The sequence below is a fragment of the Streptomyces musisoli genome, assembly GCF_016741855.1.
GTDB classification, from domain to species: Bacteria; Actinomycetota; Actinomycetes; order Streptomycetales; family Streptomycetaceae; genus Streptomyces; species Streptomyces musisoli.
This window is the reverse complement of sequence record NZ_JAERRH010000052.1, coordinates 1-12,871: the sequence shown is the minus strand read 5'-3', so window position 1 is coordinate 12,871 and position 12,871 is coordinate 1. Positions and strand designations below refer to the sequence as shown.

Here is a 12,871-nt window from a genome sequence, read left to right as displayed (position 1 = left end):
GCCGGTCTACTGATCACTGCTCTCGCCCACCAGCGAGGCTGACGAAGCCCACGGCTCTGACCAGTTCAGACGCCGTGGGCTTCTGTCGTTGTCGGTCGGCGTCGGGCAGCCTCGCACGGCCCAGGGACGGCCCGGACTTCGCGGCGGGACCTGGCTTCCTGCCGGGCCTCGTCCACCGTGGCTGCCTAGCCTGCCAAGTCGCTAGAGGGGGGTCTCGGTGGCCGGTGGCAGCTCCTTGCTGTTCGCCATGGCCTGGCCGAAGCTCTTGCAGAACTCGGTGAAGCTCCACTGGGCACCGGGGGCTGGCGCGAACGAAGCGAACGACCCTACGTGCTCACCACTCACTGCTACGTCCAACGTGCCTTGCTCGCCGATGCGTGCGCTCGGACACTCTCGAAGATCCTGCGCGAACATGGGCCTGGTCTGCCTCCCCTGTCCCAGCCAGGCACCCCAGTAGATGGTTCGGTCCGTGAGGAACAGGACGCCATCCTGAGGGGCGTCCCACAGGTTCCGTGCGGGCGCACTGGCAATCTTCCGTTCTCCAGGCTCAAGCACGGGCTCAATGCTCTGCCAGTACTCCGCCTGAGCTTTGTCGTAACGCCGCTGTGCCCACTGTCTCAACATCACTAAAGCCCCTCCCCTCAGCTGCACCCAGTATCGGGCGTTTCGCAGCGTCTGTCCCTGGGTTCGAGCGATATCCCATGGGCGGGCCCAGTAGGCGTGACTGCCGGCGGGCGAGCTCCCGCCGATGCCACGCGTGTTCGCTGGGAGTGGCTACCGTCGGCCGTCCATGCCATCCACGCAGCGGTCAGCGGCACGCCCTCGCTCAGGAGACGATGGCTCAGCTCAGCCACAAACTGACCATTGGCGGCCGTGACCTGCGGCCGTCTAATCGATCAACGCCCTGACCTGCTGCTGCGCCGTCGGCATCTGGCGGCGTTGGTCACTATTGAGCGCCCTTCCACGGCCCGAGGACGGCCCGGGAGGGCGCTTGCGTGTCCATGAGCGGCTCGGCACCACCGGCCGTTGCATTTCGTCGTGGGCTGCGCTCGTCAATATCGCTGATAGGTGACAGTGGTCGTCGCTAGGCTGGCCGACACTGAGGTTGGTGCAGGGGCTTCTGGATCAGGCAGAGCGCCGGTAGGCCTGAGGGGGAGATTGAAAGATGGTAGAGGCGAATCGACCACCTGAGCCGAACTTGCGACGTGAATTGGCGCGACTGCGTAGTGCCATTCGACGTGACACAATTGACTGGTGGCAATCGTCCCATCCAGACGGTGACCCTCCAGAGACCATTCGGCAAGTAATCGCACTTTGGTTTTCTGGGCAGCTTCAGGGGATAGTCGATCTGCCCGAAAAGAGAGCGGAGCGGCTAAGGCTAAATGCGCGAATTCAGGCCAGTCGAGTGCATGAGCTAAAAGCCCTTGATGCTGAAGATGCAACAGTGGTTGCGGAGGCGATTCGTGCTGCGCACTGGACTGACAATTCCCGCGCGAGCTGGTCACTAGTCCTTGATGACTTCGTTGAAGATCACGGTTTTTTTGTTTTTCCGATCATATTTCTGGTTGTCATCTTCCCTCTGGGATGGGTCTGGCCGTGGCTGGTTCAGGAAGACGACTTCAAGGAGATCGGAGCCGGTGGGATGCTGGCTGCCTTTGTTCTGCTGGCTCTTCTTATGGCACTCCATGGGAGGATATTGGCACTGCTGCGCGCAACTTTACCTAAGTCGGTTCAGTTATGGCGAGCTGCTGTCATGACTGGTGTCGCTTACATGCTTTTTGAGGGCCGGTGGCAGCGTGATCTTAGACAGCAGGTATCGCGTCAAAAGGAACACGTTCCGCGAAAGTATCATGACGTGATGGCTCACGCCGACCTGTGTGCGGTCTACGCCCTAAAGTGGTTTCTGGCCCTCGTTGTAGCTGCCTTCATCATCTCTGCTGGCAGTTCTTTACTTTACAGGGCTGGGCCTAAGGAGCCAGCGGACGCCGTTGTTGCCTCTCGCATGCTGCTAGAGCTGTTGAATCTGGCGAGCTGGTCGCAAGCTGCGCTCGATCGAGCTAATGGCGCAACGGAAGGCTTTCGGCCTTATATAGCAAGCGACGAGCGGAGAAACATGCTGCGATGCCTGGACCGGGTCGCTCATGTAGCCGAGGGCAATTGGAGACGGAGTCTAAAAGTCGGAGATCACATTGCGGACAGTGCAGTCGCCGATCTTGGTCAGGGTATAGCAGCTTCAGCTCGCAGATGGAAAACCGTAGCATCAATAGGGGGTGAACGGTTGGAGGAAATGAGTCAGGCTTTTGCAGCTGCTTTGCTTGATGCAAGTCGAGGTGACTGGGAGCTGCTAGTATCGGAAGTGTCTGGGCGAGAGCTTCTGCGACGTAGGATGCTAAGAATTACGCGGCATCTGATAGCTTTGAGTCTAATGATTGGCTCCGCCTACGTCGTGCTCATGGACCCATTCGGCTGGCTGGGTAAAACCAATAGCCCCACCGTTGGTTCATTCCTCCTCATGCTTGCAGCCATCGTTAGTGTGTCGATCGATCCAACTATCGTTGAACGCTTCGCAAATGCATCGAAAGTTACTGCACATTTCACAGCGAAGAAATGAGATGGCCCCTAAAGTGTGAGGTCGGCGGAGCGGCTTTGGGCTGGAGCTGATTTGGCGCGAGTGATCATGGCCCATTACGCTAGCCAGCGGATCGGGCAGGTTTGTGAGCCTGCCCGTTAGTGCCCGATTTTGGGCCATGATCTTCGAGGCTCGCGCCAAATTGGCTGCCTAAAGCCGTGGAGCCGACCGGCCTCAGCCACAGGGGGTTTTCCTACCTCTGTCCGCATGCACGCAGCGCGCCGCCGGGCGGGGCCGCCGCTGGCGAAGACAGGGCGGCGGCCCCGCCGATAAGGCGGCGCGCGCCCGCGCCGTGCGCGGGCCTTGATGATGTAGGGAAAGTCTTACCGCGCTAGTGACCTGGCATCGAGGAATCGATCATGCAGCCCGGCTCTTCGGCTCCTCGCCGTGCTCCAAGTACACCGGAGTGGAACTGGCCCTGGCCTCGGCAGCCGCCCTGATACGTCGGGCCAATCGTGGGATCGTCCGCTCGGCCAGCTGGTCCGCAGAGACGAAGGCGAAGCCCTTCAGCTCTTCCGGCTGGAGCTTGACGCTTGCCAACCGGTCCTGGCTAAGTTGGCCGCCGTCGAACAGGTACAGCACCTTGTCGCCCTCGGCCTCGTTGGGGGCCCAGTCGACCGCGAGCAGGCGCCCGATGGGCGGTGTGATCCCCAGCTCCTCCTGGACCTCACGGATGGCGGCGTGCAACGGGGACTCGCCGATCTCGACGTACCCGCCGGGGATCTCCCAGTAGTCCTTGTAGGAGGGCTCCACCATGAGGACCCGCCCGGCGGCATCAAAGAAGAGCACACCCGCTGCCATACGCGGGTGCGCCATCTTCGCTTCGTGTGCATTCGGCGCCATGCAGCCGAGGGTACCCAGCTCAGACCACGCGCAGCCTGTCGGCCAGGTCCGCCAGGTTCCGGCTCGGCCGGCCGCGCTGCCCTCGCACCCAGGTGAGCACCAGCTCCCGCGCCAGGTAGTGGCTCCGCACCTGCTCCGGTGCCCAGCTCTCTGCTTCGAGGACCTTGGCGAGCGCATCGTCCATGCGGTTGTGGGAGCTGAGGGCCCGAGCTACTTCGAGGTTGTGTCGCGTACGGCGTTCCGTCGGCAGTCCTGTCGTGTCGATCTGCGGACCAAGGTCGACCGCTACCTGCATGTCGCCCAGCTCGGCCGCCGTGGCCACTCGATGAATGGCGACGTTCGTCGGCCCGAAGGCGGTCCAGACGTGGTTGGCGTCGGTGCCGAGGCGGTCGGCTACCCGTTTCGCCTCGTCCAGGAAGGTCCGCGTCGTGGCCCGGTCGTCCGCACGGGCTGAGGCCATGGACCCCGCCAGGAATAGAGTCCCGTAAATGGACAAGAACTCGGGCGTCGCCTCCTGGAGACCCGGCCGGAGGTACTCGCCCGCGTCCCCGACCAGCTGAACGGCTGCATCGAACCGGCCGTTGGACAGCAGGCAGTGCGCGACGGATCGGAAGAGAGAACCGGTGACGACCGGGTTGCCGGACTGTTGTGCTGCCGCCAAGCCGCGGTCAGCCGCGATCCATGCCAGGTCGGCCTCACCGAGCTTGGTCAGTACCATGGCCGCGCCCTGGTACGTCATAGCCATCAACTCGTGTGCCCGCTCTCGCTCCCGGCCCTGGTACGACTGGGCAGCGATGAGTGCGTCGGCCAGCAGCAGCGGCAGGCGCCGGGTCGCGAAGCCATAGCGTGATTCCTGGTAGGCGTCCCAGACCTCTGCGACATTGCGGCTCAGCTCGTCGAGCGACGTCGGCTCGCCTTCGGTGGCGACGCCCAACAGTGGTGTCAACTGGCGGTAGTTCATGAGGGCTGAGCGGAGTGCCGGCACCGTGCGGGTGCCGCTGTCGGACGTCCACTCCAGGAGGGTGGGTTCAGCCAGCAGGTCGCCGAGCGTCACGTCCAGGGCGTCGGCGAGCGACTTGATGACGGAGAGCCGGTCCAGCTCGATCCGGTTGTTCTCCGCCTTGCTCAGCCAGTCCACCGTGCGGCCCACCAGTCCGGCCAGGACCTCTTGGGAGATCCCCCGCCTTCGGCGGTACCAAGCGACTCGTTCACCGATCGTCAGGTTCGTCGTCATTCCTCGCATGGCTAGAGCGTCTTCCCATCTCCCTATGGGACCCCGGAGGAATTTTCCGGGGTAGTGCGCCGCCTCGCCCCTAGCGTCGTAGCTACCCCGAGAGGTCGCCAGGCCGAACAAGCGACGAAGGAGCCACGATGCCGCTGACGCCGGCCGAAGTGGTGGAGCTGACCCGAGAAGTGAAGGAGCTGGCCGAGGAGGTGAACGTCATCGCACGCCGTGCCGACGAGCTGGTCAGCCGTCTTGCGGCTGCTTACGCACCAGTTGCTCAAGCTGATCCATCCGCTCCGCGAGCCGACGCACCTCGCGCCGTACGTCGGACAGATAGGCGGCGATCTCCTCGAACTCCGGGCTGTGCTTCGTCTGGCGGGGCTCCTCGGGAAGAGTGACGAAGCTGCCCTTGCCCTGGTGGGAGATCGCGTAGCCGTCTTCACGGAGACGTGAGATCGCCTGGCGGGCCACGGTCCGCGAGACGTCGTGGTCGTTCATCAGCTCGGTCTCGGACGGCAGCTTGGTGCCGGGTTCCAGCTCTCCCTGCCGGATGCGCCTCTTGAAGTCGTCGGCAATCTCCAGGTACTTCGCCCGCCCGGTGAACTCGGCCATAGCCCCTCTCAGTGCTTGTCGCACTAAGTGCAGCACATTCAACCGACACCCGTCGAGAAGCACTTGACGTACTAAGTAGGTTAGGTGCACTCTCGTAGCGAGTCGACGTACTAAGTACGTCAAGTTCGAGTCTTGAGGAGCGCGCTCATGCGTCAGATCCCCGTCGACACCTCCGCCGCGACCGTGATGGTTGCAAAGACCCCGCAGCCCAAGGTCAAGGACCGCCGTACCGGCGAGATCGCCACCGACGTCGAGACCGGCGCGAAGCTGATGACCGTCGACGTGATGTTCGCTGCCAACGACGAGGTGGAGATCCTGTCCATCACCGTCCCCGAACCGGGCATCTCCGGTGAGCTGACCATGGGTACCCCGGTCGCGCTCACGGGCCTGATCGCCCGGCCGTGGGAGAACGACTTCAACGGCCAGAAGCGCCACGGCATCGCCTTCCGCGCCGTTGCGGTCACGTCCCTCGCCGCCGCCGCGAACTCCAAGGCGGCCTGATCATGGCCGCGTTCACGGTCGCTCTGGTGCTGGTCGTCGCCGCTGCGGGTCTCCTGCGGTGGCGGCGCCCCGCCTGGTACTGGCTGACCTTCGGCGTCACTCTGGCAAGCCTGCGGGTCCTGATCCGCTACGCCTCCGTCATGGACGCCTGCGGGCTGACCGTCCCGCCCTCACGCTGGCGACTGACCTTAGCCCGGATGGCCAACCGGCCGGTCCCCGAGTCCCGCCCACCGCGCATCCTGCGGTTCAGCCCGACCCGGACCGGCCTGATCCTGCGGCTGGGACTGCGCCCCGGCCAGGACGCCTTCGACGTCGCCGCTGCCTCGGACCGGCTGCGCCACTCGTTCTCGATGTACGGCGTCACCTCGCGTGAGCTGCGCTCCGGTGTCGTGGAAGTGCGGATGACCGGCTACGACGTCCTCAAGCGGGTGCAGATGCCCGCCAAGGTCGATACCCGGCCGATGCGGATTCCGGTCGCCCTGCGCGAGGACGGCTCGGTGCACTACCGCGACTACCGTGCCGTTCCGCACGCCCTCACCCTCGGCGCCACCGAGTCGGGTAAGTCCGTCTATCAACGCAACCTGGTCGCGGGGCTCGCCTCGATGGACGTCGCCCTGGTCGGCATCGACTGCAAGCAAGGAGTCGAGCTGTTCCCGCTGGCCCGCCGGTTCTCCGCCCTCGCCGACAACCCCGACACCGCCGCCGAGCTGCTCGACGCGCTCGTGACCCGCATGGAAGGGATCTACCAGCTCATCCGTGCCGAACAGCGCATCACCGCCGGCGTCCCGGACGCCGAGATAGCCGCCGACATCTGGGACCTGCCCGAGCACCTGCGGCCAGTTCCGGTCGTGGTCCTGGTCGACGAGGTCGCCGAACTCGCCCTGTTCGCCGGCAAGGACGAGGAGAAGCGCCGCGACCGGATCATCACCGCCCTGGTCCGCCTCGCCCAGCTCGGCCGCGCCGCCGGCATCTACCTGGAGATCTGCGGTCAGCGCTTCGGCTCCGAACTCGGCAAAGGCATCACCATGCTCCGCGCCCAGCTCACCGGCCGGACGGCCCACCGCGTCAACGACGAGACGAGCGCCAACATGGCCTTCGGCGACATCTCCCCGGACGCCGTCATGGCCGCCATCCAGATCCCCGCCGAACTGCGCGGACTCGCCATCGCCGGGGACTCCACCGGCGGCTGGCACCGCATCCGCGCCCCGCACACCTCGCTCCGGCAGGCCGTCAACACCTGCAACCGGCATGCCGACCGCACACCGGACCTGCCTGAGCTGACTCCCTTCCGGCCGGAGTTGACCGCCCTCGCTGCAACCGCAGTGTCGGTGTCCAAGACGGCGCCTGCCACGGCCTGACCACCCCGCTCCCCGGCGGGCGCGACCGCTTTCGCGCCAGGTCCTACCCCTGCCATGCCTGATCCCAGAAAGGCCCTCCCGATGTTCTGCGAGCACTGCGGCGACCTCGATGGCGCCGAGACCGGTACCGACCACGACGAACGCGACTGCCCCTGGTACGAGACCGCCGGCGACGACACTCCGGAGGACTGACGCCATGTGCCCCGAGTGCGAGGACTTCGCCCGCACCGTCCTGCTCCTGGGCCAACTCGCCCTTTACGCCGACACCACCGGCGCCGACCTCCACTTTGTCGACGCCGTCAGCCCGTCCCTGGCCGCCTCGCTCCCGCAGCCGCCGACCGGTGAGGAGTCCTGATGGCCGCCCGTCACGGCCTGCGCGTCGACGCCGTCCTGGTCCAGGCCGTCATCGCCGGAGCGCTGTCTTTCGCCCACCTGCACGACCTGGCCGCCGCTGCCGGACAGGACGGCTGGAAGGCCTGGGCCTACCCCGTTTCCGTCGACCTGCTCCTGGTCGCCGCCTGGCGACGGCTCCGCAGTGAGGGCCCGTCCCGCTTGGCCTGGTGCTGGTTCCTCATCGCCCTCTTCGCCTCGCTGGGCGCCAACGTCGCCACCGCCGGATTCCTCGACCTGACCGACCCGCCCGCCCTGCTGCGCCTGGGCATCGCCGGATGGCCCGCCCTGGCCTTCCTCGGCGGCACCCTTCTCGCCCACTCGGCCAAGCAACCGACGACCGAACCGCCGGCACCCGCCCCGGCCCCGGATCCCGACATCGCGGCCGACCGCGAACCGGCCCCCGAACTCGCCCCGGACCCGGAGCCCACCCCGGCCCCGGCGGAGGAACCGGCGGCGCTCCCGGTCGCCGACCCGGTGCCCGCGGTCCCCGCCGTCCTGGTCGACCACGCCCGCAAGGTCGCCGCCGACTACCGCGACCGCACCGGCGCCCCCATCGACACCGACACCCTGCGCGCCCGCCTCGGCGTCCCGCCCCACCTCGCCGACGCCATCGCCGCCCAGCTCGCCTGACCCGGAAGCAAGGACGACAGATGACCTCCGACCCCGCCGACCTGACTGCTGCCGACTACCTCGACGGCGCCAGGGAGATGACCGCTACCGGCCGCCCCTACCTCGCCCACCTGCTGGCCGAGGAAGCCGCCCGGCGCACCACCGACCCGGCCACCGCCGCCGGTATTCGTGCCAGCTTCCCCGACCCGACCACCACCCGGAAGGAGAGCGACTGACATGCCCGCCCGCGACAACTTCCACTCCCTGATGCGGATCGGCCCCGTCCAGATCGGCACCCACCGCGACCGCAACGGCCGGACCAAGTACACCGCCGTCTGCACCGCCGACCGCTGCGGCTGGTCCGCCGACTACTCCAGCCAGACCGCCGCCCAGCTCGCCGCCCGCACCCACCGCTGCCGCGTCCGCTAGGAGACACCGCCATGCAGGTCCCGCTCTGGTTCGCGCTGGCCGTCGTCGGCTACCTCGGCGTCAAGCTCATCCGCCCGCCGGCCTGGCTCATCGCCGTCCTCCTCCTCGGCGGCTACCTCCTCGCCGACAGCGTCCTGGCCCCCGCCATCGACACCGCCCTCACCAAGTAGCGAAGGGAGAACCGCCATGCTCCGCCCGAAGATCCCGACCATGCCCACCCCGACCGGACTCGTCTCCCCGCCCGCCGTCATCGAGCCGACCACCGTGGTCCAGCACCACCCGACGCCCGCCCCGATTCCGGCCCCCCAGGTCCCCTCCCGGCCCACCGTCCAGCTCACCCCCGGCGCCGTCCTCGCCCTCGTCGGCGGCGGCACGGCCGTGGTCCTGGTCGTCGGCGCCGTCCTGGTCTCCATGCTCCTGGCGGTCGCCATCACCGGCGCATCCGTCGCCGTCTGCGCCCTGGTCATCCGCTCACTCATCACCTCGCAGCACCGCCGCTGAACGGTCCCAGGCGCGACGCACAAGCCGCCAAGCACGCCGCCGCTCCCGGGACCGGGCTCCGCCAAGCCAACCGCCATCGCCAAGGGACAAAGACATGAACCTGCACATGGCCGCGAACATCGTGCCGTTACTCGGCTGGGCCGTGCACGGCGGCATCCTCACCCGCCGCCTCGTATCCGCCCGCCGTGACCCGCTCACCGGCCTGCTCACCCGCGCCGGATGGACCGCCCGCGCCGAGCACTGCATCCGCCGGCACCCGACCGCCGCCGTCCTCCTGGTCGACCTCGACCACTTCAAGACCCTCAACGACACCCACGGCCACGCCGCCGGGGACGCAGCCCTGGTGGAGATCGCCGCCCGGCTGCGCACCTGGTGCGGACGCAACGGCACCGCCGGTCGCCTGGGCGGGGACGAGTTCGTCGCCGTGATCCGGGACCTGGCCGCCGTCGACCTCGACGCGCTGACCGCCGCACTTCACCAGCCGCTGCCCTACGCCGGGACGTCGCTCCCGCTGGCCGCCTCGGTCGGCGTCTGCCCCGTCGCGGAGCTGGCGGTGCCGCTCCTCACGGACGCGCTCGCCGCCGCCGACGCGGCCATGTACGCGACCAAGGGCCGTACCCGCCGGGGCTCCCGCACCCCTCGCTGAGAGGCCACCGGGTGGCGCACAAGCCGCCAAAGCACGCCGCCACCCGGGGCCGTTCCTTCCAACCGCAATCGAAAGGAACCACCATCATGGCCCACCGCACCCCGCCCCCGCCGAGGATCTGCCCGGCCTGCGACGGCTTCGCCTCCGCCGCAATCACCCTCGGCGGACGCGACTCTCGCGGCTGCCTGCGCACCATCACCGCCCACTGCCCGGCCTGCCAGGGCACCGGCACCGCCACCGTCCGCCGCTTCCCGGAGGGCGCCCGTGCCTGAGCAGCTGCTCGACCGTGCCACCCTCGGCGACCTGCTGAGGGTGGCTTCGGCCTCTGACTACCACCGCTGGCACGAGCAGATCCGCCGCACCGGCGGCTGCGCCGACCCCATCCACCTGACCGGCTGGGTCCTGCACAAGGACAAGACCACCGGCGAAACCCTGCACCACTACTCCACCGAGAACGAGCCCGGCGGACGCCTCCGCCTCGCCTGCGGCAACCGCCGCGCCTCCCGATGCCCGTCCTGCGCCTGGACCTACGCGGGCGACACCTACCACCTCATCCGCGCCGGCCTCGCCGGGGACGACCGCCGCGACATCCCCGCCACCGTCCGCGACCACCCCCGCGTCTTCGCCACCCTCACCGCACCCTCGTTCGGCCGCGTGCACAACCGGCCCGACCGAGGCGTCTGCCGCTGCGGCACCCGCCACGCCGCCGACGACCCCGCACTCGGCACCGCCCTCGACCCGGACACGTACGACTACGCGGGCGCAGTGCTGTTCAACAACCACGCCGGACAGCTCTGGCAGCGCTTCACCAACCGGCTCCGCCGAGAGGTCGCCGCCCGCGCCGGCCTCTCACAGCGGGCACTGAAGGAATGCGCCCGGCTGTCGTACGGCAAGGTCGCGGAGTTCCAGAAGCGCGGGGCCCTGCACTTCCATGCGGTGATCCGCATCGACGGACCGGACGGCCCCGGCACCCCGCCGCCGACCTGGGCCACGGTCGACCTCCTCACTGACGCGATCCGGGCCGCCGCCGCGCACGCCTACACCTCGGTCTCCGTCCCGGCCGCCGCCGACCAACCCGCCCGGACCTTCCGCTGGGGCCGACAGCTCGACGTCCGCCCCGTGAAGGCCTTCGGGGACGGCTCCGACATCACCGAACAGGCCGTCGCCTCCTACGTCGCCAAGTACGCCACCAAAGCCGCCGAGAACACCGGCACCCTCGACCGACGCATCGGCGAACTCTCCGAACTCGACCGCCACGGCGTCCCCGACCACACCCGCCGCCTCATCGAGGCCTGCAAACTGCTCGACCCGCTCTATCCGGACCGACGCCTGTGGGCCTGGGCGCACATGCTCGGCTTCCGCGGCCACTTCTCCTCCAAGTCCCGCCGCTACTCCACCACCCTCGGCGCCCTCCGCCAGGCCCGCGCCGACTACCGCGCCGCACAGGAACACGCCGCCCTCGGCCTCGACGACCAGGAGCCGGACACCGTCCTCGTCCTGGCCGACTGGCAGTACGCCGGCCACGGCCACACCCCCGGCGAATCCGCCCTCGCCGCCACCATCGCCCGCGACCTCCAACTCAACCGCGAAACCGCCCGCGAAGCACTACGCGACCAACTCTTCAACGAAAGGGAGTGCTGACCATGGCCTCAGAGCTGCCGAACCGGTTCCTGACCCCCGAGGACCTGGTCGAGATGTTCGAGCTCCCCAGCGTCGAGACGGTCTACCAGTGGCGCCGCAAGCACACCGGCCCCCGCGGCTTCCGTGTCGGCCGGCACCTGCGCTTCGACCCGAACGACGTACGGGCCTGGGTGGACTCCCAGCTTGAAGAGGCTGAGGCAGCCTGATGGCCGGGCACATTCAAGACCGCTGGTACAAGACCGAGCCTGGTCCCACTGGCAAGGTCGTCAAAGTCAAGACCGAGCGATACGGCGTCGGCCTGCGCTACCGCGCGCGCTACGTCGGCCCGGACGGCACCGAGAAGTCGAAAAGCTTCCCCGACCGGCAGAAGCGGCTCGCTGAACAGTGGCTCTCGCAGGTCGAGGCGGACATGGCGCGCGGGCAGTACATCGATCCGCAGGCCGGTCGCCTCACTGTGCGGCAGCACGCCGAACGGTGGCTGGCGTCGCTCACCATGGACCCCGGCACCTTCGTGGGCACCGAGCAGCGCATCCGCCTGCACGTCCTGCCCTACTTGGGCAGCCGCACGCTGGGCTCACTCCGGCCGACGCACATCCGCGAGTGGCTGCGGAAGCTACACGACGGGGGAGTGGCACCCGCCTATCAGCGGGTGATCTTCGCCAATCTCTCCACCATGCTGACAGCGGCTGTGGACGACCGTCTGATCCCTGAAAACCCCTGCCGGTCGTCATCTGTCCGCGCGCCGAAGCTCGACCCTCGTCGGATCGTTCCTTGGCAGCGCGAGCGTGTTCTCGCGGTCCGCTCGGCGCTGTCCGAGCAGTACCGGGCCATGGTGGACCTCGCTGGCGGATGCGGCCTGCGCCAGGGTGAAGTCCTGGGCCTGGCGGTGGAAGACGTGGACTTCATCGACGGCGTGGTTCACGTCGTGCGGCAGGTCAAGCTGATCCGCAACCGGCCGGTGTTCGCGCCGCCCAAGGGAGCCAAGGAGCGGACGGTCCCGCTGCCCGAGAGCGTCGCTCGGTCGATCGAGGAGCACATCAGTCAGCATCCGCCGGCCTCCGTGACGCTGCCTTGGCGCGCTGTCGACGGAGCACCGGTGGCTGCTTCTCTGATCTTCCATCGGGACCAGGGCCGTCCGATCAACCGCAACGACTTCAACCGCGGGGCCTGGCGCCCAGCTCTTGAGGCAGCGGGCGTCCCTCTTGGTCGGGCGAGCGGAATGCACGCGCTGAGGCACTTCTATGCCTCCGTCCTCCTAGATGCGGGCGAGAGCATCAAGGCGCTCTCCGAGTACCTGGGCCACCATGACCCGGGCTTCACCCTCCGGACGTACACCCACCTGATGCCCAGCAGCGAGAAGCGGACCCGCGAGGCGGTGAACCGAGTGTTCGCGGACGGCCCGGATACCGATGACGGCCCCACGACGGCCCAGGGGGAGTGATGACGCGGGAAACCGGCAGGTCACGGGGTAGATCGTCTGACTT

At 67.9% G+C, this 12,871-nt stretch carries 19 protein-coding genes; 15 read left to right on the top strand and 4 right to left on the bottom strand.

Annotated elements, in window-relative coordinates; genetic code table 11:
- Positions 1-201 precede the first annotated feature (201 nt).
- Positions 202-357 (bottom strand): hypothetical protein, encoded by a 156-nt coding sequence (locus JK361_RS40110; RefSeq protein WP_201828097.1) that lies wholly within the window; start codon positions 355-357, stop codon positions 202-204.
- Positions 358-1,165: 808 nt separating this feature from the next.
- Between JK361_RS40110 and JK361_RS40105 the strand changes: the two genes are divergently transcribed.
- Entirely contained in the window at positions 1,166-2,611 is a 1,446-nt protein-coding gene (locus JK361_RS40105; protein WP_201828095.1) for a hypothetical protein, read from the top strand.
- 375 nt (positions 2,612-2,986) lie between these two features.
- Here the strand turns inward: JK361_RS40105 and JK361_RS40100 are convergent, their stop codons facing one another.
- From JK361_RS40100 to JK361_RS40090, 3 genes are all read right to left on the bottom strand, one after another.
- A complete protein-coding gene (locus JK361_RS40100; protein WP_201828093.1) occupies positions 2,987-3,472 on the bottom strand; it encodes an NUDIX domain-containing protein in 486 nt (161 codons plus the stop codon).
- Positions 3,473-3,491: 19 nt separating this feature from the next.
- On the bottom strand, positions 3,492-4,706 hold the full coding sequence (locus tag JK361_RS40095; RefSeq protein WP_201828091.1) for a helix-turn-helix domain-containing protein: 1,215 nt from the start codon (positions 4,704-4,706) through the stop codon (positions 3,492-3,494).
- Positions 4,707-4,940: 234 nt separating this feature from the next.
- Positions 4,941-5,309, bottom strand: coding sequence for a GntR family transcriptional regulator (locus JK361_RS40090; RefSeq protein ID WP_201828089.1), 369 nt, complete (start codon positions 5,307-5,309; stop codon positions 4,941-4,943).
- A 147-nt stretch (positions 5,310-5,456) separates the two neighbouring features.
- On the opposite strand from JK361_RS40090, the gene JK361_RS40085 reads away from it, so the two are divergent.
- From JK361_RS40085 to JK361_RS40020, 14 genes are all read left to right on the top strand, one after another.
- The gene (locus tag JK361_RS40085) at positions 5,457-5,810 is read left to right on the top strand and encodes an SCO3933 family regulatory protein (RefSeq protein WP_201828087.1); all 354 of its coding nucleotides are present in this window, start codon (positions 5,457-5,459) and stop codon (positions 5,808-5,810) included.
- Positions 5,811-5,812: 2 nt separating this feature from the next.
- Positions 5,813-7,168, top strand: a complete 1,356-nt coding sequence (locus JK361_RS40080; RefSeq protein ID WP_201828085.1) for an FtsK/SpoIIIE domain-containing protein — start codon at positions 5,813-5,815, stop codon at positions 7,166-7,168.
- 54 nt (positions 7,169-7,222) lie between these two features.
- Positions 7,223-7,360, top strand: a complete 138-nt coding sequence (locus tag JK361_RS40075; protein WP_201828099.1) for a hypothetical protein — start codon at positions 7,223-7,225, stop codon at positions 7,358-7,360.
- 4 nt (positions 7,361-7,364) lie between these two features.
- Positions 7,365-7,523 (top strand): hypothetical protein, encoded by a 159-nt coding sequence (locus JK361_RS40070; protein ID WP_201828083.1) that lies wholly within the window; start codon positions 7,365-7,367, stop codon positions 7,521-7,523.
- Positions 7,523-8,191, top strand: coding sequence for a DUF2637 domain-containing protein (locus JK361_RS40065; RefSeq protein WP_201828081.1), 669 nt, complete (start codon positions 7,523-7,525; stop codon positions 8,189-8,191). The genes JK361_RS40070 and JK361_RS40065 overlap by 1 nt, the downstream gene beginning before the upstream one ends.
- 20 nt (positions 8,192-8,211) lie before the next feature.
- Complete coding sequence (locus tag JK361_RS40060) at positions 8,212-8,406, top strand: hypothetical protein (protein ID WP_201828079.1); 195 nt, start codon at positions 8,212-8,214, stop codon at positions 8,404-8,406.
- Between the two features lies 1 nt (position 8,407).
- Positions 8,408-8,599: a mobile element transfer protein gene (locus tag JK361_RS40055; RefSeq protein ID WP_201828076.1), complete on the top strand. Its 192-nt coding sequence runs from the start codon at positions 8,408-8,410 to the stop codon at positions 8,597-8,599.
- An 11-nt stretch (positions 8,600-8,610) separates the two neighbouring features.
- The gene (locus JK361_RS40050; RefSeq protein ID WP_107051289.1) at positions 8,611-8,769 is read left to right on the top strand and encodes a hypothetical protein; all 159 of its coding nucleotides are present in this window, start codon (positions 8,611-8,613) and stop codon (positions 8,767-8,769) included.
- Between the two features lie 16 nt (positions 8,770-8,785).
- Entirely contained in the window at positions 8,786-9,100 is a 315-nt protein-coding gene (locus JK361_RS40045) for a SpdD-like protein (RefSeq protein WP_201828074.1), read from the top strand.
- A gap of 94 nt (positions 9,101-9,194) precedes the next feature.
- On the top strand, positions 9,195-9,746 hold the full coding sequence (locus tag JK361_RS40040; RefSeq protein WP_201828071.1) for a GGDEF domain-containing protein: 552 nt from the start codon (positions 9,195-9,197) through the stop codon (positions 9,744-9,746).
- Between the two features lie 86 nt (positions 9,747-9,832).
- Positions 9,833-10,018 carry a hypothetical protein gene (locus JK361_RS40035; protein WP_201828068.1) on the top strand — a complete coding sequence of 62 codons (186 nt, stop codon included), beginning with the start codon at positions 9,833-9,835 and terminating at the stop codon, positions 10,016-10,018.
- Positions 10,011-11,387, top strand: coding sequence for a replication initiator protein RepSA (repSA, locus tag JK361_RS40030; RefSeq protein WP_201828065.1), 1,377 nt, complete (start codon positions 10,011-10,013; stop codon positions 11,385-11,387). Before JK361_RS40035 ends, repSA begins: the two co-directional genes overlap by 8 nt.
- Positions 11,388-11,389: 2 nt before the next feature.
- Positions 11,390-11,593 (top strand): helix-turn-helix transcriptional regulator, encoded by a 204-nt coding sequence (locus tag JK361_RS40025; protein WP_201828062.1) that lies wholly within the window; start codon positions 11,390-11,392, stop codon positions 11,591-11,593.
- Positions 11,593-12,828 (top strand): tyrosine-type recombinase/integrase, encoded by a 1,236-nt coding sequence (locus tag JK361_RS40020; RefSeq protein WP_201828059.1) that lies wholly within the window; start codon positions 11,593-11,595, stop codon positions 12,826-12,828. Before JK361_RS40025 ends, JK361_RS40020 begins: the two co-directional genes overlap by 1 nt.
- The last annotated feature ends 43 nt before the right edge of the window (positions 12,829-12,871 follow it).